The organism is Mesorhizobium sp. NZP2077, from assembly GCF_013170805.1.
In the GTDB taxonomy this organism is placed as follows: Bacteria; Pseudomonadota; Alphaproteobacteria; order Rhizobiales; family Rhizobiaceae; genus Mesorhizobium.
The window spans coordinates 2666472-2684483 of sequence record NZ_CP051293.1 but is presented as its reverse complement, the minus strand read 5'-3'; the positions used below and the strand labels follow the sequence as shown (position 1 = coordinate 2684483).

Genomic DNA, 18012 nt, shown 5'->3' with positions numbered 1-18012 from the left:
TTCCCAAAAATCAATCGGATCTGGCTCTCACAATGGAACCAAAGCAGTCTTAGGCTCAAGAAAAAAGCGTTCGAGTTCAGATGGGGCTGGCCGATGCAGTGCATAAGGGTGGGCGTGATCGGTGCGGGCGGTGTCGCTCAGGTCGAGCACATCCCGAACCTGCTCAAGCTGCACCGGCAGTTCAAGATCGGTGGCCTCTACGACCCTTCGCGAAAAGTCCGCGCCTTTGTCGGCGAAGAATTCGGCCTTGAAACATTCGCCGATCTCGACGCGCTGCTCGCCATGCCGCTTGACGCCGTGGTCATCGCCTCGCCGGATGCGCTGCACCGCGAACAAAGCCTCGCGGCATTCGCCAGGGGCCTGCACGTCTTCTGCGAAAAGCCGCTTTGCTACAGTGCCGGCGACATCGACGAATTGATCGCCGCCAGGGATCGCGCCGGAAAGGTACTCCAGGTCGGCTATATGAAGCGTTTCGACCCGAGCTACGAGGCCGCACTGAAAATGCTGCCCGGCACGGCGCACACACTTCGCTACATTTCGGTCGAGGTCAACGATCCCGATGCCTGGCCCTTCATCCGGCACGCCTCCACTTGCCGGGGTGACGACGTCGCGGCGGGGTTGATTGCCTCGACCGAAGCCAGGCAGCACGAGCAGGTGGCGCGCGCGGTGCCGGGGCTGGACGATCCCGACGCCTTTCGCGGCTTTGTCGGCGCCTATTGTTCGTCGATCGTGCATGACGTCAACGCTGTCCATGGCTTGCTCGATGCGCTCGGTGTCGCCGATGGTGAAATCGTCGGCGCCTCGCTCTTCGCCAAAGGCGAAGGCGGCCAAGGTTCCGTGCGGCTGCTCGGCGGCCAGGCGCTGTGGAACATGGTCCACATCGCCACTCCGGCGCTGCCCGATTATCGCGAGCGCATCACGCTCTACTTCGACGACGCTTCGCTCGAGCTGGAATTCCCCTCGCCCTATCTCAACCACCAGCCGACGCGGCTGACGCTGCGCACCGGCGACGGCCATACGCTTTCCGGCCGCGACATCCGCAGTGGCTACGAAGAGGCATTCGTCGAGGAGCTCAAAGGGTTCTGGTCGGCGATCGTCGAAGGCTCAGCCGTGCGCAATACCGCCGAGCATGCCCGCCGCGATATGACGCTGCTGGCCGGCCTCGCCCGCCATCACCTTGCCCAGCAATCAGGAGTTCGCCCGTGAAGGTTCGTATCGGCATCAATCCGATCACCTGGTCCAACGACGACGTGCCGGAACTCGGCGGCGATACGCCGCTTGAAGTCTGTCTCAGCGAAACCAGGCAGGCCGGTTATGCCGGCACTGAACTTGGCGGCAAGTTTCCGCGCCGGTCGGCTGAACTGAAGCCGATCATGCAGCGCTATGGCCTTGCCGTGATTTCCGGCTGGTATGACGGCCGTTGCGACGAGAAGGACGTCAATGCGGAGATGGATGCGATCATGCCGCATCTCCAGCTCTTGAAGGATATGGGCTCGACCCATGTCGTCTATGCCGACACCTCGCGCGGGCGCCACAACGCCATCTGGGGGCCGATCTCGCAGCGCCCGGCACTGAGTGCGGAAGAATGGCCGGCCTATGGGCGCAAGCTGACGGCGCTCGCAGAGCGGATGGCGGATTTCGGCGTGCGCATGGCCTTTCACCATCATATGGGGACCATCGTCGAGACCGATGCTGAGGTCGGCCTGCTGATGCGCCACACCGGCGAAGCGGTCGGCCTGCTCTACGACACCGGCCACTCCATATTTTCGGGCGGCGACCCGCTGGCCCTGATCAAGGCCCAGGTCAAGCGCGTCGTGCATGTGCATTGCAAGGACGCCCGCGAGGCCGTGCTCGAGCGTGCCCGCGCCGAGGACATGAGTTTCATGGGTGCGGTCATGGAAGGGATCTTCACCGTCCCCGGCGACGGTTCTATCGACTACCCCACTATTTTGCGCGTGCTGGCCGACCATGGCTACAGCGGCTGGCTGGTCGTCGAGGCCGAGCAGGATCCCAGCAAGGCCAATCCGCTGACCTATGCGACAATGGGATTCCAGAACCTGTCGCGCATGGCGCGGCAAGCCGGATTTGACGTCATTGAATGATCGAGGCCGCCATGCGGCCTCCGGGGAACCAGTGCTGATGAATGAGACTGGAATGAAGGGGCAACTGGACCGCCGACCGTAATTGCGGCGGCGGAAAACAAACAGGAGGTTCTATGTTTTCGCTTGCGAAATTAGCAAAGCCTGCGCTCGGCCTGCTGGCCGGCTTCACGATGATGGCGGCGGCCACGACCCTTGCGGCCGCCGACGAAACGCGGGTGGTGTTCGTCACCCACGGCCAGAGCGGCGACCCCTACTGGTCGGTCGTCAAGAACGGCATGGACGATGCCGCCAAGACGCTCGGTGTCAAGGCCGAATATCTGGCGCCCGAAACCTTCGACATGGCCAAGATGGGGCAGATGATCGACGCCATCGCGGCCTCGAAGCCCGACGGCATGGTCGTCTCGATCCCCGATGCGGCGGCCCTCTCAACTCCAGTCAAGAACGCCGTCGCCGCCGGCATCCCGGTGATCGTCATCGATTCCGGCGGCTCGAAGCTCACCCATGACCTTGGCGGCCTGCTGTTCATGGGGCAGGATGAATTCCAGGCGGGCGTCATGGCGGGCGAGCGCATCAAGGTGCTCGGCCTCACCAAGGCGGTCTGCGCCAACCATGAGGTCGGCAATTCGAGCCTCGACGACCGCTGCGCCGGCTTTGCCAAGGGTCTGGGCGTCGACGTTCCGGTGATGAACGGCGTCATCGACCCGACCGAAATGAAGAACCGCGTGATCGCCTACATGACCGCTCATGCCGATACACAGTTCATCCTCGCCGTCGGCGCCCGCGGCGCCGAACCGACGCTGGCCGCGCTTGACGAGTTGGGCCTCGCGGGCAAGGTGAAGACCGGCACGTTCGATCTTTCGCCGACGATCCTGCAGGCCGTTGTCGCAGGCAAGATGGAGTGGGGCATCGACGCCCAGCAATATGCCATGGGCTACATCCCGGTCGCGATGTTCGATCTCTGGAAGAAGTACAAGATCATGCCGATCGCCGACTATCCGACGGGTCCCGGCTTCGTCACCAAGGACACCGCAGCCTCGGTCATCGAGCTGTCGAAACTCGGCAAGCGCTAATACTTGCGGCCGGGGTCCGGCCCCGGCCGCTTCACTCAAGCAATTCCAGGAAAAGTGTTTACGGTTTTCCGTCCGGAATTGCGTCAAGCAAGGAGATAGAGCCGTTCGGCGTTTCCGTGAAACGATGAACGGCTCTAGGTGAGGATCACGCAGCAATGGTTTCAGAGATTCGCGACGAGCGGGTCCGGTCCGTCTCACGCCTGAGCCGCCTGTTGAGCAGGCCGGAACTTGGCGCGGCTGCCGGCACCGTTCTGGTCTTCGTCTTCTTCGCCATCACGGCGGGGGGCACGGGACTGTTCAGTGCCAAGGGCATCATCAACTTCCTCGAAGTCTCGGCCCAGCTTGGCATTCTCGCCGCCCCCGTGGCCCTGCTGATGATCGCCGGCGAGTTCGACCTGTCGGTCGGCTCGATGATCGGCTTTGCCGGCATCCTCATCGCTATCCCTGCCGTGTTCTGGGGCTGGCCGATCTGGCTTTCGCTGCTGTTCACCTTCGCCGTCTGCGGCGGCATCGGCGCGCTCAACGGGCTGGCCGTCGTCAGGACCGGACTGCCCTCCTTCATCGTGACGCTCGGCAGCCTGTTCATGCTGCGCGGCCTCACCCTTGGCCTGACACGCGGCATATCAGGGCGGACCCAGGTGTCGGGCGTGCACGAACTGGCGCAGAACGATCCGCTCAACAGCCTGTTCTCCGGACAGGTGTTTTCCGGCCTGATCGCCTGGCTTTCGAACATCGGCCTGATTGGCAAACGGGCCGACGGCCTGCCCTCGATCTCGGGCATTCCGGTATCGATCGTGTGGTGGATCGTGCTGACCCTGGCCTGCACCTGGCTGTTGACGCGCAGCCGCTTCGGCAACTGGATCTTCGCCGCCGGCGGCGAAGCCAATGCCGCGCGCAATCTCGGCGTGCCGGTGGCGCGCACCAAGATCACGCTGTTCGTCATGACGGCACTCGCGGCTGCCCTGTTCGCGGCGATCCAGGTGCTGGTCACCGGCTCGGCCGACACGCTGCGCGGCACGCAGAAGGAGTTCGAGGCCATCATTGCCGTCGTCATCGGCGGCACGCTGCTCACCGGCGGCTACGGATCGGCGATCGGCGCCATGTTCGGCGCCCTGATCTTCGGCGTCGTGCAGATGGGAATTTTCTACACCGGCATCGACACCGACTGGTTCAAGCTGTTCATGGGCGCCATGATGGTCATCGCGGTGCTGTTCAACAGCTATGTGCGCAACCGTGCCATGAGGAGCCGGTGATGGCCGAGCCCTATGTCGAACTGAAGTCCGTCAGCAAGTATTTCGGCTCGGTCGTGGCACTCAAGGACGTGTCCTTCGATGTCTGCCCCGGCGAGGTGCATTGCCTGCTCGGCGACAATGGCGCCGGCAAATCGACGCTGATCAAGACGCTGTCGGGCGTCTACACGCCGGACGAAGGCGAAATCCGCGTGCAGGGCAAGCCGACACGCTTTGCCTCGCCCGCCGATACGCGCGACAGCGGCATTGCAACCGTCTACCAGGACCTGGCGCTTGTGCCGCTGATGAGCGTGGCGCGCAACTTCTTCCTCGGGCGCGAGCCGATGCGCAAGTTCGGGCCGATCAGCCAGTTCGATGCCGATTTCGCCAACCGCACCGCCTATGACGAGATGTCGGCGATGGGCATCCAGCTGCGCGATCCCGAACAGCCGGTCGGCACGCTGTCGGGCGGCGAACGCCAATGCCTGGCGATTGCGCGTGCGGTCTATTTCGGCGCCAAGGTGCTGATCCTGGACGAGCCGACATCGGCGCTGGGCGTCCACCAGGCATCCGTGGTGCTGAAGCTCATCGTGCAGTCCAAGGCACGCGGCATCGGCGTCATCTTCATCTCCCACAACGTTCACCACGCCTATGTCGTCGGCGACCGCTTCACGCTCCTGAAGCGCGGCAGAAGCACCGGCACCTACGCCAAGGGCGAAATCACCCGAGATCAGCTGCTCAATCTGATGGCGGGCGGCAAGGAACTGGTGGATCTGGAACAGGAACTGGCAAAGTCGGCCAGGAGTGTTTCGAACTCAGGCTCGGCGTAGGAGCGGACGAACAACGAAGCTGAATGCCGACTTTTTGGCCACAGCCGGAGCTTCAGCATGTCCACCCAAACAACGATCTCCTTAAGACAGCCAAGCTCGCCCTGGCTCCATTCTTAAAGTCATTCCTCAAAGCTCGCCCGTAGTTTGATCAGGCTATGCCGAAGCCAGGTTCGCATTGTGTTGAGCGGCACGTTGTGACGCTTTGCAAGCTCTGCGTAGGAGACGCCCTCCTGATACGCGCCCCTGACCGCTGCGGCTTTGTCCTTGCTCAAGCTGTCGATGCATCGGGCAACACTGGCCTGCTGGTCGCTTTCAATCAGCAATTCCTCGCCCCACGGGGTCGTGTCGGCTATATCGCTCGCCGCCGCCAGGTCGACAGCTGGAGGGCGGCGCGCTCTGATAAGATCGATCGAATGATTACGGGCAACCGCTACAAGCCAGGAGATAGGGCTGAGGTCCGAGGCCGCATATCGATCAGCCTTGGTCCATATCTTTACGTAGACTTCTTGCAGCGCTTCCTCGGCTTCCCCTTTGTCTCCCAAAATACGCAGGCATACACCGAACAATTTCGCGCACGTATGCTTGTAGAGTAGATCGAACGCAGCCCGATCACGCATGCTCGTTCGCAAGATGAGCTTAGTTATTTCGTCTCGAGTCAGCATGACGCCGCCCTCCTCCCAAGAGGCTCCTGTCCTCCAGCCACTTCGACCTACGCGCCTTCGACAGGATGAGAGGGGACGTCGCGACTAACCCGATGCTCTTGTTGATCAATATCGGCCTTGCGCGCCCGACCGTGTCCCCAGCAAGCGTCGCTCGGAGCAACCGACGCTGGCAGTTGGTCTACCGATGAACGCCAGCGGTGATCGATTTTCTCCAGCGCGGCTTCATCGAAATCCGACGCGTGTTCCCAGTATCTGCCATGTTCAACAAAATACCCGAGTTCAGCCTCGAGTGTGTCGGCGGTCTCGATGGAAATCGGATCGACGGCGCCTTCAAGCATCGCCTTGAGCGCTTTGATCCGAACCGAGGTAAGTCGCTCGATAAACCGCAGGGTCACCCGCGGTATGGCGAGACGACTTTCAGGAAGATTTGAAAGGTTCAGACAGACTGTTCCGTAACGCAGGGCTTTGGCGAAGAGCCTTCCAGACTTCGCCTCCAAGTCCCTCAATGTCACGTCGTCGCGCAGCGGGTCAGCTGTTCCAACGCCATAGAAATGCGTCGGCGCGTTTTTGGGATAAATCATATCGCAACCCAGGAACGCCATCACATCCGGCTTGAGGGCCTTCAGAGCCCAATAGGCAGCGGTGAAGGCCATTGTGCCGCCCGCATACACAAACCCACCGAATGCGTTCTGGGCAGGGACGAAGGCATTCGACTTTATGATCGAAGCCATTCCGGAACGTTCATCGCTCGGCAGGCGGTCATCGGGAAAATCGTCAGGGTGGATCAGGTAGTCCCAGTCAGGCCGCACGCGCCAGGCATTGTTTATGACGACAATCGAGGAAAACGCCGCTCTGGGCCAATCTCCGCATCGAACCGCATCTGGTGCGCTGCCGACGATCAAGACAACATTTGGCATGTCCAGGCTCTTCCGTTTGCACTCTTGACCAGTGTGCGCCAACTGGCGTCGGCCGACACCTTCTGGCGATCACCACGCATACTTGCCTTCTGATGGGCTACCATCGGAGCACAGGGTTCTGATTATCTCTGTTTCAATACGGTTGCCGTACCGAAATGGATCACAACTCGCTGAAAAACGGATGGCTGGCCGAACAAAAGTGATCTGAAAGTCAGAAGCGGATGAAATCAGTGATCCAAAAGACTGCGTGGTGCGTAATGGAGTCGAGAAACTCATAACGCTGCCTTGCCAGCCGGAGCAGGATAGAGCGTATAGCAGAACGATGGTGGAATTCGATCCAGCCCGGCTGATCAGGCGTGTCGCGGCAAGTCAGGATCGCGACGCGTTCGCGGAACTGTTCGAACATTATGCGCCGCGCATCAAGGCGATGATGATACGGCGCGGCGCAAGTCGTGACCGTGCAGAGGATCTGGCACAGGAAACATTGATCAAACTTTGGCGCAAGGCTGCACAATATGATCCCGAGCGAGCGACTGCGTCGGCTTGGGTTTATGCGATCGCCCGCAATATCAGCGTCGATGAGAGTCGCCGCGAAGGCCGCGCCACTACATGGGCCGAGGAAGATGGCATGCTGGAAGAGCAAGACAATGACGAGCCTGAGAGTCAACTGCTCGTCGCCGAGCGTGAGGCGTATGTCAGATCGTCGATAGTAGCACTGCCGGATGAACAGTTGCGCGTCATTCGCCTCTCATTCTTCGATGGCCTTGCACACGCCGAAATCGCAAATCTCCTCGGCATCCCGCTGGGCACCGTCAAGTCGCGGATCAGGCTTGCCTTGCAAAGGTTGAGAGACAGAGTTGGTGAGCTGAAATGACTGAGGCCATTGCCCATCATCCGACCGACGAGACCCTCGCGGCCTTTGCTTCCGGCACGCTTGATGAAGCGCGCGGGCTTGTCGTTTCGATGCATCTGTCCTTGTGTGCCGCCTGCAGCCGCAAGGAGGGCGGGTACGAGGCGATCGGTGGCGAGCTTCTTGAACAGGCAACACCCGTGTCATTGGAGCCAGGTGCGCTGCGCAACGTGTTGCGCCTGATCGAGAAGAACTCCGCTGCCCCTGACAAGATGCCCGAAGAACCACTTGGCCGCTACCAGCTTGGGCCATGGCGTTGGGTCGGGCCGGGTGTGCGCCAACGTTCGGTGTCGGTGCCTGAAGTCTCGAATATCAAGGTGTTCATGCTGAAGGCGGCGCCAGGAACCAAGCTGCCACACCACAAGCATACCGGATACGAATGGACATGCGTGCTTGAAGGCGCATTCGAACACCAGTTCGGCCGCTATGGCCCTGGCGACTTCGACGAGGCCGACGAGACGATGGAGCACAAGCCGACCGTATGTGACGGCGACCCTTGCATCTGTATCGTAGCACTCCAGGGCAATATCGTGCTTCAAAGCCGGCTTGGCCGCATCATACAGCCACTGCTCAGGCTTTAGCGAGCGCTGCCCATGCCCCGCTCTGCTGGACGTTGCCGCGACCTATTCCTCGCCTCGAATAATGATGGATGGTTCGCGACTGATCCTAATTGCTTCGTGTCTCGCGGTAGGCGGCCAGCGCGCGCTCCCTGGCGTCTGAATGGTTCACGATTGGCGAAGGGTAATTCTCGCCGATGGTGATTCCGCACTCCTTCAGAACTGAAGCGGGAGCTTCCCATGGGCGGTGCACATACCGGTCGGGCAGCTTTGCCAGTTCCGGGACATAGCGCCGGACGTAACTGCCATCCGCATCGAATTTCTCACCCTGAAGTATCGGGTTGAAAATCCGGAAATAAGGAGCGGCGTCGGCGCCTGATCCGGCCACCCACTGCCAGCTGGCCGGATTGTTGGCAGCGTCCGCATCCACCAACGTATCCCAGAACCATTCCTCGCCATCGCGCCAGTCGATGAGAAGGTCTTTGACAAGGAACGACGCCGCGATCATGCGGACCCGATTGTGCATCCACCCGGTCTGCCAGAGTTCACGCATTCCGGCGTCCACTATGGGATAGCCAGTTCGCCCGGACTGCCACGCCCTGAGCGCCGCCGGCGCGCTTCTCCAATCGAATGCATCGAACTCGGACCGAAAATTTTCGATTTGCAGCTTTGGCCGATTGAAAAGCAGATGAATGAGAACTCCCGCCAAGCGAGTTCCTTACGGAAGGTCTGTGCGCCTTCACCGCGCCTGCGCCGCAAGGCCGCCATTATCTGGAACGGTGTGATTTCGCCGTGCGCGAGATGCGGTGACAACCCCGAGGTCCCTTGGACACCGGGCACGTTCCGACTATCGGTATAATTGCCGAGCCGATCATCGAGAAAAGTCGCCAACCGGTCTGCCGCGCCTTGTTCACCGGGCTGCCATCGTTCGGCAAGGCCGGACGACCAATCAGGGCTTTTGGGTAGAAGCTTGAACTCATCGAGCTTGTTTGAGGTCAGCTTGCCCTGCCACGCGACAATCGAGGTCGGCACGTCAAACGGATCTCGAAATTCGTCTTCCGCAAGCCGGTTGTAGAAGGGCGTGAACACTTTGTAGAAGTCGCCCGATCGCGTCATGAGCCGAGACGGCTCGTGCAGCAGGAAGCCGTCGAAGCTTTCTGCCTGAAACCTCTCTGCGCGTAACTCGGACTTCAGCGCCGTGTCGGCGGCGATGCTCACGGGAGTATATCGCCGGTTCCAGAAGACGGAGTCAGCACCAGTAGTCCTTGCTGTCTCCGCGACGATTTCTTTCGTCGCCCCCTGCCGGATGGCGAGCGGTGCTCCCAGTAGCCCGAGCGAATTTCCCAGCGCTGAAAGCGAATGGTGAAGCCACCAGCGGCTGGCGGCGCCTGCCGGACGCGCATCCTGTTGCCCTTCGTCAAGAATGAACAGCGGCACAACGGGTTTGCCTGTGGCGCTGGCGGCCGCGAGCGCACCGTTATCCGACACCCGCAGATCGTTTCGGAAGAGGACGATGATTGGCGCCGGGGTGATGGTCATTGCGATCCGTTGCTACTGAGAATTCAAATTATCCTAGCGATTGATTTTGCCAACAAGTTACACGAGAGCCGCCACGGCGCCCGGTGGCGACAATACCATATCTAAGCCAGGAACTTCGATCTTGCCCTGGTTCCGGGAAAGCTTTGCGGCACCGGGAACAGCAACACCTGATACCAGATGCGCCTTACATCCGCGCCCTGGCCGAGCTGGGATCGTAGGGCGAATCCGCGATGACTTCAGCGGTCTTCCATTCCCCCAGGATGGCCACGTCGAGCTTCGTGCCGGGCTTGCTGAGACGTTCGGGCAGCAGCGCCAGCGCCACATCATGTCCGAGCGTGTAGCCATAGCCGCCCGATGTGATGCGCCCGACCAGCTCGCCGCCGATGTAAAGGCCCTCGCTGGCAAGCGTGCTGGCGCCGTCGGTCTCTATCCTGAGCGTCACCGACCGGCGCTGGTCGTTTTTGTCCCTGTATTTCAGCACCGCATCGCGCCCGACGAAATCGCCCTTGTCGAGGCGGATGAAGCGTTCGAGCCCGCTCTCCAGCGCGTTGAGCTCCGGGTTCATGTCGCGGTACATGGCGCGGTAGGATTTCTCCAGGCGCAGCGATTCCAGCGCATGCAGGCCGACGAGCCGCAGGCCGTGCTTCTCGCCCTCCCTCAGGATCGCGTCTAGCAATTGCCGCTGGTAGGCTATTGGGTGATAGAGTTCCCATCCGAGTTCGCCTTCATAGTTGACGCGCAGCAGCCGCACGTCGCTGGCAAGCGCCACGCTACCGGTCTTCACGCCGAACCAGGGAAAGGCCCCGTTCGACAGGTCGATCTCGGTGAGGGGCTGGAGCACGTCGCGCGCCTTCGGCCCGACGACCGTGAAGCAGCCACGCTCGTTGGTGACGTTCTTCAGGCCGACGCTGCCATCGGCCGGAAGCAGTTTTGAGAGATCGTCGAAATTCCAGCGTTCGGCGCGCGGCGTCGAGATGAGATAGAAATTGTCTTCACCAAGGCGCGCCACCATATATTCCGACTGCACGCCGCCTCCCGCCGCGAGGTGATGCGCAAGCACAGCCCGGCCGGTCGCCGGCAAGCGGTTGGCGAGGATCCTGTCGAGCCAGATAGCCGCGCCTAGCCCCGACACTTCGAACTTGGTCATCGGCGTCATCTCGACCAGGCCGACGGCGTTGCGCACGGCCTGCACTTCCTCGCCGACGAACACGCCCTTGGCGGTCCAGCGCCAGCTATACTGGTCCTTGGCCTCGACACCCCTGGGCGCGAACCAGTTGGGCATCTCCCAGCCGTTGAGAACGCCCCAGACCGCACCGAGCTCGGTCAGCCGTGCGTAGGATGGCGCGGTCTTCTGCGGTCGGGCGGCGGGCATGTCCTGTCCCGGGTATTTCTGCTCCGCATGCGTGCCCCAGGCCTCGCGGACCTTCTCGCGCGTCCAGGCCTTGTTGGCGTAGTCGCCGAAGCGGCGTGGGTCGAGATCGGAGGTGTCGAGGCTGTTGCCGCCCTCGACGATCCGCTCCGACAGGTAATAGCCGATCGTGCCGCCCCACAGTATGCCGCCCGGCACGCCCTCGGCCAGCCACACATTGGGCAGGCCCCAGGCCGGCCCCATCAGGGGAAGCTCGTCCGCCGTCATCTGGAAAGGACCGCGGACATTGGCCTTGATCCCGGCGCGTCCCAGCGCCGGCACAAGCTGCGTTGCCTGCTCCCAATTCCACGACACGGCCTCGAAATCCTCTTCGACGAGATCGGCTCCGAACCAGGCGGGAACGCCGTCCTCGGCGAACAGCTTGAGGTGTTCGGTCCGCTCGTAGGGGCCGAACATGAAGCCGTCGCCCTCCTCGCGCAGATAACCCTCGAAACCCTCGTCGCGCAGGATCGGCATTTCGGGACGTCCCGCACGCTTGCGCTCCACGATCTCCGGCACCGGCTCGGTGATCCAGTACTGGTGCAGGATCGGGATGGCGGGGATGTCGAGGCCGAGCAGCGCGCCGGTCTGGCGCGCGTAATTGCCGGTTGCGCAGACCACATGCTCGGAAATGATGTCGCCCTTGCTGGTCTGGACCCGCCATTCGCCGGCAGCGGTCCGCTGAAAGCCGGTGACCTCGGTGTTCAGGTAGATCTTGGCGCCCAGATCCCGCGCGCCCTTGGCCATGGCATGGGTCACGTCGGCCGGAGCGATATGGCCGTCATCGGGATGATAAAGCGCGCCCAGCATATGCTTGTTGTCGAGAAGCGGGCACAGCGCCCTCGCCTCCGCCGGCGACAGCAAATGCGCCCGCATGCCCTGGACGTCGGCGACGCTCATATAGCTCTTGTACTCGTCGAGCCGGTCCCTGGAATTGGCGATGCGCAACTGGCCGCATTTGTGCCATCCGACAGGCTGCCCGGTTTCGGCCTCGAGCCCCTCATAGATCTCGATGGTCTTGTTGATCATCCGGCCGATATTAATGTTGCGGGCATAGGATGGGACCAGGCCCGCCGCATGCCAGGTCGAGCCGGCCGTCAACTGCGTGCGTTCGAGCAGTGCGACGTCGGTCCAGCCGCGCTTTGCCAGACCGTAAAGGATGCCCGCACCAACGCACCCGCCGCCAACAACGACCACCCGCGCATGTGTCTGCATCGACCCACCAAATCCCAGTCATTTCCACTGTGCAGCGTCGAAGCTACAGGCGAGGAAAGGCCGTGTAACGTCTTCAAAAACTAAGGATGATGATAAGCTGGATTTATGCAGGCAGCGCCCGGCCCAGCGCCCTACCCGAAAATCCGCTCGCCCTGCTCATCGACCAGCTGCATGCCCTTCTTGATCGAGATGTCGACGGCGTCGTCGAGGCCGGCGAAGCGGTCGGCGCGGATGAATTTGTGTTCCTTCATCACGCCGTCGATCTCCTTGGAGACGACGCCGCAGGTCTGGTACTGGCCTTCGGCCTTGTAGGGTGTGGCGCTGATCAGGAAACCCTTGTGCTCGACCTGCTTGACGGGTGCCGCACTTTTGGGCTCGGCCGCCTCACCGCCGCCGCCACCGCCGAAAAGACGTTTCAGAAAAGACATCGCTCAAATCTCCTTGTTCGCCCTGCAAACCGCGGTCCGTTCGCGATTCATGACGTTTTCGTCCCAGCATGCGCGAATGTGCCGTCGCGTTCCAGCCCCCTGATGAAGACGGCGACCAGCAGTTCGATCTGCTGGTCGATCTCGTCGGCCTGCCGGCGCACTGATCTGGCCGCATAACCGCTGGTGACGATGCCATGCACGCTTGACCACAGCGTGCGCGCGGCGATGCGGCGCGTATCGTCGTCGAGGTCGAAGTCGCCGCCGGCGAGCACCTGGGCGATGATCTCGAACAGTTGGTCGAGCCGCGCCTCATATGCATCCGGCTCGCTCAGCGTCGGGCGCCGCCTGTTGAAGGCGAGCAACGCCGGCCAACTGCCCGGATGCGCCTCGACGAAGCGGACATAGGCGCCGGCCAGCGCCAGCAGGCGCTGGCGCACATCGGTGATGCCGCGTTTGCCGAGATCGGCCATCGCCGCCGCTCCTGCCGCCCCCAGCCGGTCGAGCAGCCGCATGTTGACGGCACGGTGGACCCCGTCGAGATCGGAAAACAGATTGTAGACCGAGCCCACCGAGATGCCCGCCTGCTCGGCGATGGTCCTCGCCTTCAGATTGCCCATGCCGCCCTCGTTGAGCAGCACCTCGGCAATCGCCAGCACCCGCTCCCCTGTTTCTTCCCTGTCCAGTGCCATGCTTGTCCTTGTAGATGCCCGAGCCTCGGCCCAGGCTGCAAGTGTTTCGAACCACGATCGTCCTTTCGTTTACCATAGAAGGGATTTTGTGAACAGCGTTCAAAAACCTCTTGAACAATGTTCATTTCCTGTTATGTTGGCGTTGTGAACATTGTTCACAACAACAATTCGCAGGGAGAAGAAACCATGCTTAGCCTGATCAGAACATTGCTCGACGGCGCCAGCGCACGGGCCGAGGACGGCCTCAAGGATCGCTTCGCCATCGACCTTCTGGCGCAGCGGATCCGCGACGCCGAGGCGGGTCTTGCCGCCGCCAAGCAGACGCTTGCTTCGCTGATTGTTCGTCAGCGTGCCGAGCAGGCCGGGCTCGACCAGATCGAGCGCCGCCACGCCGATTTGGAAAGCCGCACCATCAGCGCGCTGGCCGCCGGCAATAACGGGCTTGCAGAAAGCGGAGCCGCGGCCGTCGCCGAACTGAGAATGAACGCGAAGTCCGCCGCGCCACCGTGCAGAGCCTCGGCGAAAAGACGTTACGGATGCGCGTTTCGGTGGAGCGGGCGCATCGCCGCATCATCGACCTCAACCAGGGCATGATCTCGGCCCGGGCCATCGATGCCGAGCGCAAGGCGCAGTCACGCCTCGTCAGGTCGATCGGCAATTCGGGAAACCTCAACGACGCCGAGGAACTCCTGGCCCGCATCAAGGGAGCCAGCGACCCGTTCGAGGAGGCCGGTATCCTCGACGAGATCGACGGCGAGTTGCGTCACGAAAAGATCCGCGACCGCCTTGCCGACGCCGGTCACGGCCCGGCGGTGAAGGTCCGCGCCAAGGACGTGCTCGAGCGCCTGAAGACCATCAACTGAAAACCAGCCTTGCAGACCTGATCTCATCAAACCCAACCATCAAATCAACGGAGACCTCCAATGAACGCCAATCAGACCTACATCATGTTCAACACCGCTTCGGTCGGTGCCGCCTATTTCATGCTCGGCCTGTCGCTGTGGCTGGCGCCGGTCGACCTGGCGACCAAGGGTTACTGGGCGATGGGCATCCTGCTGCTCACCGGCAGCCTGGTGAACCTGGTCAAGTACCGCACCGACGAGCGCCTGTCGTCCGAGATGACCGCCAAGATCGAAAAGGCGCGCAACGAAAAGCTGATCAGCGAGTATGTCGGCAAGGAATGATGCCATCCGCATCATCGCCAACAAAAAAGCCCGGGTCTCCCCGGGCTTTTTTGCGTACCGCGAAGTGTCGCCCGCCTCAGCGGTGCGTCAGCGCTTCCAGTGCTTCGGCGGCGGCTTCGAGGATGGCGATCGCCTCGGCCTGCTTGTCGGCCGAGGCATCGACTATCTCGCCCAGCGCCGCGCGCAGGCGGTGGCGAACGGCGCGGAATTCGTCGCGCGTTTCCGAACGCTCGCCACGGCCACCACGCCGTTCCTCGCCATCATCGTTCCAGCCGAACCAGTCGCGCGCCTTGGCCATCTTGCGGCCGAAGCGCTCGAGGTGTTCGAGCACGCCGTCGATCATCTCGCGATTGTCGGCAAGATGCGCCTCCCCGGCCTCGGTGATGGAAAACACCTTCTTGTTGCCTTCGCTCGACGAGACGGCATAGCCGGCCTCTTCCAGGAAGGTCAGCGTCGGGTAGACGACGCCCGGGCTCGGGCTGTAGATGCCGCTGGTGCGCTCTTCCAGCGCCTTGATGATGTCGTAGCCATGGCGCGGCGCTTCGGCCAGCAGCGACAGCGTGATCAGCTTGAGGTCGCCGTCGGCCAGCATGCGGCCGGCGCGAAACATGTCGCCAGGGCCACCGCGTCCGCCGCCGCGACCGCCATGGCCGAATGGGCCGAAGCCGCCACCCCCTCTGCCACCGAATTTGCCACCGAATTTGCCGGCCATATGCATGAACATGCGCTCACCGAAATGACCGCGCCCGAAATGATTGTCTTTGTGCATTGATTGCTCCTTGAGTTCTATCTTACGATATATCTTAATTAGGCGCACGCTCCCGCAGAGTCAAGATATATCTTACGATGTATCTGAGTGCGGCGCCAGCCCGGTCGATCTCCGGTCCGGGCATTCCATTCAATGAGATGAATTCACTACCACCGCCCCTTGCGGCGGTTCCAGGCGTAGAGCAGATCGGCGAAACGATCGTAGGCAAAGCGCGTCAGCGGCAAGGCAACCGGATTGCCGAAAAGCGTGGCCAGCCAGCCCTCGCCCGGCGTTGCCGCCCACACGGCGATGGCAACGTCGGCGCCGACCAGCAAGCGGCCATTCGCATCGGCGGCGTGCAGCCGGCGGCGGATGTCCTCCAGCGAGGCGCCGTGTCCGGCAAGCGCTGCCGGCTCCAGATTGATGTCACGAAATTCTATCCGTCCGGCCCTGACTGCTTCGATCAGCCGCCGCTTCTGCCGGCTGATACCCGCATCGCAGACAGGGCACCGCGTATTGTACCAGACGGTCAGTTCAGGCTTGGGCTTGAGCATGATCCTGGCATGATCAGCCGTGGCTATGCCGGTGATGCAGGTCGGGATAGTGCGGATGCCGGTGGCGCATCGGCGCGTGCCGGTGCCAGTGCGAATGCGGCTCGCTCACCGGCCCGTCATGATCGTGCTGGTGGTGTTCGTCATGCACATGGCTGTGCTCGTGTTCCAGTTCCTCATGGTCGTGTTCATGCTCATGGCGCTCCGACAGGTGCAGCCACAGGCCGAAGCCCATCAAAAGCCCCGCGATCGCCAGCTTGAGGGTGACGGCATCGCCCAGCATGACGATGGCCAGCAGCGCACCAATAAACGGCGCCAACGAATAATAGGCGCCGGTCCGCGCGGTGCCGAGATGGCGCAACGCCACGATGAACATCACCAGGCTGACGCCGATGCCGAAGAAGCCGACGGCGGCGGTCGCCGCCACGATTGACGCCGGAGGAAACGAAGCCCCGGCGGCAAGCGCCAGCCCGACATTGACGACACCCGCCACCAACCCCTTGAGCATGGCGATCACCACCGGATCGGTGGCCGAGATCTTGCGGGTGAAATTGTTGTCCAGCCCCCAAGCCAGGCAAGCCCCGGCGACCAGCATGGCGCCAAGGTTGAAGGCGACACCGCCGCCTTGCCACGACAGCAGAACGGCGCCGGCAAGGATGGCGAAGGCGCCCACAAGCAGGCGCCGGTCGACATTCTCGCGGTAGACGAGCCAGGCGATCGCCATTGTCGCCAACCCTTCGAGATTGAGCAGCAGCGCCGAGTTGGACGCGGTGTTGAACGTAAGGCCGAACATCAACTGCACCGGCGCGACGATGCCGCCCATGCCGATTGCCAGCGCCAGCCACGGAATATCCCTTGGAGCCAGTTGCGCCTCGCCGGCGGCGGCCTGCTTGCCGCGAAGCAGGCGATAGAAAGCGAGGCCGATACCGGCGCCGAGATAGAGCAGGCCGGCCAGCATGAAGGGGTTCACGGCCTCAAGCAGCAGCTTGGAAAGTGGCGGCGTCGCGCCGAACAGGACAGCCGAGCCAAGGGCGAGCGGTACACCGGGCCAGAGATGCGAATGGGAATGCGGCTCGGACATCATCTCACCCTATGATCGCGCGCACGTCACTTGCCGCGCATGGCCGCCTTCGGCCCGATGCATTTGTTATCGCGAAACAGCGCCCACTCCTCGCACAGGCGCCCTTTGGGCAGCCGGCAAAAACCGTATTCGTTGCCGGTTCTGTCCTTCCTGATCACAAGGCGCCCGCCGATCTCGCCGCAATGGACGGATGCCGGGTTGGCCATGCCGACCGGTTTTTGCGCGCCGGCGGCAAGCGGCATCGACGATACCAAGGCAAGGCCGATAACCAATATCGAGACGTTCTTCATCGCAATCTCCCCTCGCCGCATTCTATCACGGCCGGTCGTCCCGTCCTGCGGCAAAGCGCCGTCAGGCCGCTATGCGACCATCGACTCCCAAAAAACCAGCCGGGTGCTTCACCCAAGCGACGAGATGATCTCGCGGTAGGCGAATTCCGGGAAGCCTTCAGCGTCCGTAACTTGAGGTTTCCGCTCGCGGCCAGCATCAGCGCGAAGCGCGCCAGCACCGCATCGTCTGGCGCCTCGACCACCGCCACCATGTCGAACTCGCCCATGGTCAGGTAGAACGCCTTGAACGATCCTCCCATCTCGCCCAGCTGCTTCCTGGCGGCGTCGAGGCGCTTGGGCGAATCGCGCACGTTCTTCGCGCCCTGCTCGGTCCAGTTCATCAGCATGATGTAGGTCGTCATGGTACGCCTCCTTCCGGAGCCACGGAGCACGGCGGCTTCGCCGGGGCGGGCATCCGGGTTGTCGCCCAGAAAATGCATCCGACGCGAAATTATCCTCCTGCGACGAACGTCCCGCAAGGACGCATCGACGCCTTCATGTGGGGGCGTGAGGCGACGGTCGCCGCCGACCAGGGAAAGCTGGTTTATAAACCTGCCTGATTG

The 18012-nt window shown here is 62.2% G+C and carries 21 protein-coding genes and 1 pseudogene; 10 read left to right on the top strand and 12 right to left on the bottom strand.

Annotated features, from left to right (window positions below):
* The first annotated feature begins 93 nt into the window (after nt 1-93).
* From HGP13_RS13155 to HGP13_RS13135, 5 genes are all read left to right on the top strand, one after another.
* Nucleotides 94-1206: a Gfo/Idh/MocA family oxidoreductase gene (locus HGP13_RS13155; RefSeq protein WP_172225771.1), complete on the top strand. Its 1113-nt coding sequence runs from the start codon at nt 94-96 to the stop codon at nt 1204-1206.
* The gene (gene iolE / locus HGP13_RS13150; protein ID WP_172225768.1) at nt 1203-2102 is read left to right on the top strand and encodes a myo-inosose-2 dehydratase; all 900 of its coding nucleotides are present in this window, start codon (nt 1203-1205) and stop codon (nt 2100-2102) included. The genes HGP13_RS13155 and iolE overlap by 4 nt, the downstream gene beginning before the upstream one ends.
* A gap of 113 nt (nt 2103-2215) precedes the next feature.
* Nucleotides 2216-3172 carry a sugar ABC transporter substrate-binding protein gene (locus HGP13_RS13145; RefSeq protein ID WP_172225765.1) on the top strand — a complete coding sequence of 319 codons (957 nt, stop codon included), beginning with the start codon at nt 2216-2218 and terminating at the stop codon, nt 3170-3172.
* A gap of 155 nt (nt 3173-3327) precedes the next feature.
* A complete protein-coding gene (locus tag HGP13_RS13140; RefSeq protein ID WP_172225762.1) occupies nt 3328-4425 on the top strand; it encodes an ABC transporter permease in 1098 nt (365 codons plus the stop codon).
* Nucleotides 4425-5231, top strand: a complete 807-nt coding sequence (locus HGP13_RS13135; protein ID WP_172225759.1) for an ATP-binding cassette domain-containing protein — start codon at nt 4425-4427, stop codon at nt 5229-5231. The genes HGP13_RS13140 and HGP13_RS13135 overlap by 1 nt, the downstream gene beginning before the upstream one ends.
* A 119-nt stretch (nt 5232-5350) precedes the next feature.
* Here HGP13_RS13135 and HGP13_RS13130 read toward each other — a convergent pair whose 3' ends face one another.
* Entirely contained in the window at nt 5351-5890 is a 540-nt protein-coding gene (locus HGP13_RS13130) for a sigma-70 family RNA polymerase sigma factor (protein WP_172234689.1), read from the bottom strand.
* A 50-nt stretch (nt 5891-5940) separates the two neighbouring features.
* On the bottom strand, nt 5941-6810 hold the full coding sequence (locus HGP13_RS13125; RefSeq protein WP_210266358.1) for a hypothetical protein: 870 nt from the start codon (nt 6808-6810) through the stop codon (nt 5941-5943).
* A 322-nt stretch (nt 6811-7132) separates the two neighbouring features.
* Here HGP13_RS13125 and HGP13_RS13120 point away from each other — a divergent pair, with 322 nt between their 5' ends.
* Both HGP13_RS13120 and HGP13_RS13115 read left to right on the top strand, forming a co-directional pair.
* Nucleotides 7133-7684, top strand: a complete 552-nt coding sequence (locus HGP13_RS13120) for a sigma-70 family RNA polymerase sigma factor (RefSeq protein ID WP_246707351.1) — start codon at nt 7133-7135, stop codon at nt 7682-7684.
* Entirely contained in the window at nt 7681-8301 is a 621-nt protein-coding gene (locus HGP13_RS13115) for a ChrR family anti-sigma-E factor (protein WP_172225756.1), read from the top strand. The genes HGP13_RS13120 and HGP13_RS13115 overlap by 4 nt, the downstream gene beginning before the upstream one ends.
* Nucleotides 8302-8386: 85 nt before the next feature.
* Here HGP13_RS13115 and HGP13_RS38730 read toward each other — a convergent pair whose 3' ends face one another.
* The 5 genes from HGP13_RS38730 to HGP13_RS13095 form a co-directional block, all read right to left on the bottom strand.
* Nucleotides 8387-8938: an FAD-binding domain-containing protein gene (locus HGP13_RS38730; RefSeq protein WP_348647144.1), complete on the bottom strand. Its 552-nt coding sequence runs from the start codon at nt 8936-8938 to the stop codon at nt 8387-8389.
* Nucleotides 8842-9816, bottom strand: a complete 975-nt coding sequence (locus HGP13_RS13110; protein WP_348647135.1) for a deoxyribodipyrimidine photo-lyase — start codon at nt 9814-9816, stop codon at nt 8842-8844. Before HGP13_RS13110 ends, HGP13_RS38730 begins: the two co-directional genes overlap by 97 nt.
* A 184-nt stretch (nt 9817-10000) precedes the next feature.
* Nucleotides 10001-12439, bottom strand: coding sequence for an FAD-dependent oxidoreductase (locus HGP13_RS13105; RefSeq protein WP_172225753.1), 2439 nt, complete (start codon nt 12437-12439; stop codon nt 10001-10003).
* 131 nt (nt 12440-12570) lie between these two features.
* Nucleotides 12571-12867, bottom strand: a complete 297-nt coding sequence (locus HGP13_RS13100) for an HlyU family transcriptional regulator (RefSeq protein WP_172225750.1) — start codon at nt 12865-12867, stop codon at nt 12571-12573.
* A 47-nt stretch (nt 12868-12914) separates the two neighbouring features.
* Complete coding sequence (locus HGP13_RS13095) at nt 12915-13556, bottom strand: TetR/AcrR family transcriptional regulator (protein WP_172225748.1); 642 nt, start codon at nt 13554-13556, stop codon at nt 12915-12917.
* A gap of 207 nt (nt 13557-13763) precedes the next feature.
* On the opposite strand from HGP13_RS13095, the gene HGP13_RS37840 reads away from it, so the two are divergent.
* From HGP13_RS37840 to HGP13_RS13085, 3 genes are read left to right on the top strand one after another with little or no spacing between them, the layout of a single operon-like run.
* A complete protein-coding gene (locus HGP13_RS37840; protein WP_246707350.1) occupies nt 13764-14150 on the top strand; it encodes a PspA/IM30 family protein in 387 nt (128 codons plus the stop codon).
* Entirely contained in the window at nt 14093-14419 is a 327-nt protein-coding gene (locus HGP13_RS37835; protein WP_246707349.1) for a hypothetical protein, read from the top strand. Before HGP13_RS37840 ends, HGP13_RS37835 begins: the two co-directional genes overlap by 58 nt.
* Before the next feature lie 60 nt (nt 14420-14479).
* Nucleotides 14480-14740, top strand: a complete 261-nt coding sequence (locus HGP13_RS13085) for a YiaA/YiaB family inner membrane protein (protein ID WP_027030482.1) — start codon at nt 14480-14482, stop codon at nt 14738-14740.
* 76 nt (nt 14741-14816) lie between these two features.
* On the opposite strand, the gene HGP13_RS13080 is transcribed toward HGP13_RS13085, so the two are convergent.
* The 5 genes and pseudogenes from HGP13_RS13080 to HGP13_RS13060 form a co-directional block, all read right to left on the bottom strand.
* Complete coding sequence (locus tag HGP13_RS13080; protein WP_172225746.1) at nt 14817-15509, bottom strand: PadR family transcriptional regulator; 693 nt, start codon at nt 15507-15509, stop codon at nt 14817-14819.
* Nucleotides 15510-15655: 146 nt separating this feature from the next.
* Nucleotides 15656-16042 carry a DCC1-like thiol-disulfide oxidoreductase family protein gene (locus HGP13_RS13075; RefSeq protein ID WP_172225744.1) on the bottom strand — a complete coding sequence of 129 codons (387 nt, stop codon included), beginning with the start codon at nt 16040-16042 and terminating at the stop codon, nt 15656-15658.
* Nucleotides 16043-16055: 13 nt separating this feature from the next.
* Nucleotides 16056-17120 (bottom strand): DMT family transporter, encoded by a 1065-nt coding sequence (locus HGP13_RS13070; protein ID WP_172225742.1) that lies wholly within the window; start codon nt 17118-17120, stop codon nt 16056-16058.
* A 26-nt stretch (nt 17121-17146) separates the two neighbouring features.
* Nucleotides 17147-17410: a DUF333 domain-containing protein gene (locus tag HGP13_RS13065; RefSeq protein ID WP_172225740.1), complete on the bottom strand. Its 264-nt coding sequence runs from the start codon at nt 17408-17410 to the stop codon at nt 17147-17149.
* Nucleotides 17411-17518: 108 nt separating this feature from the next.
* A pseudogene (locus HGP13_RS13060) lies at nt 17519-17811 on the bottom strand (GYD domain-containing protein).
* Nucleotides 17812-18012: the final 201 nt, after the last annotated feature.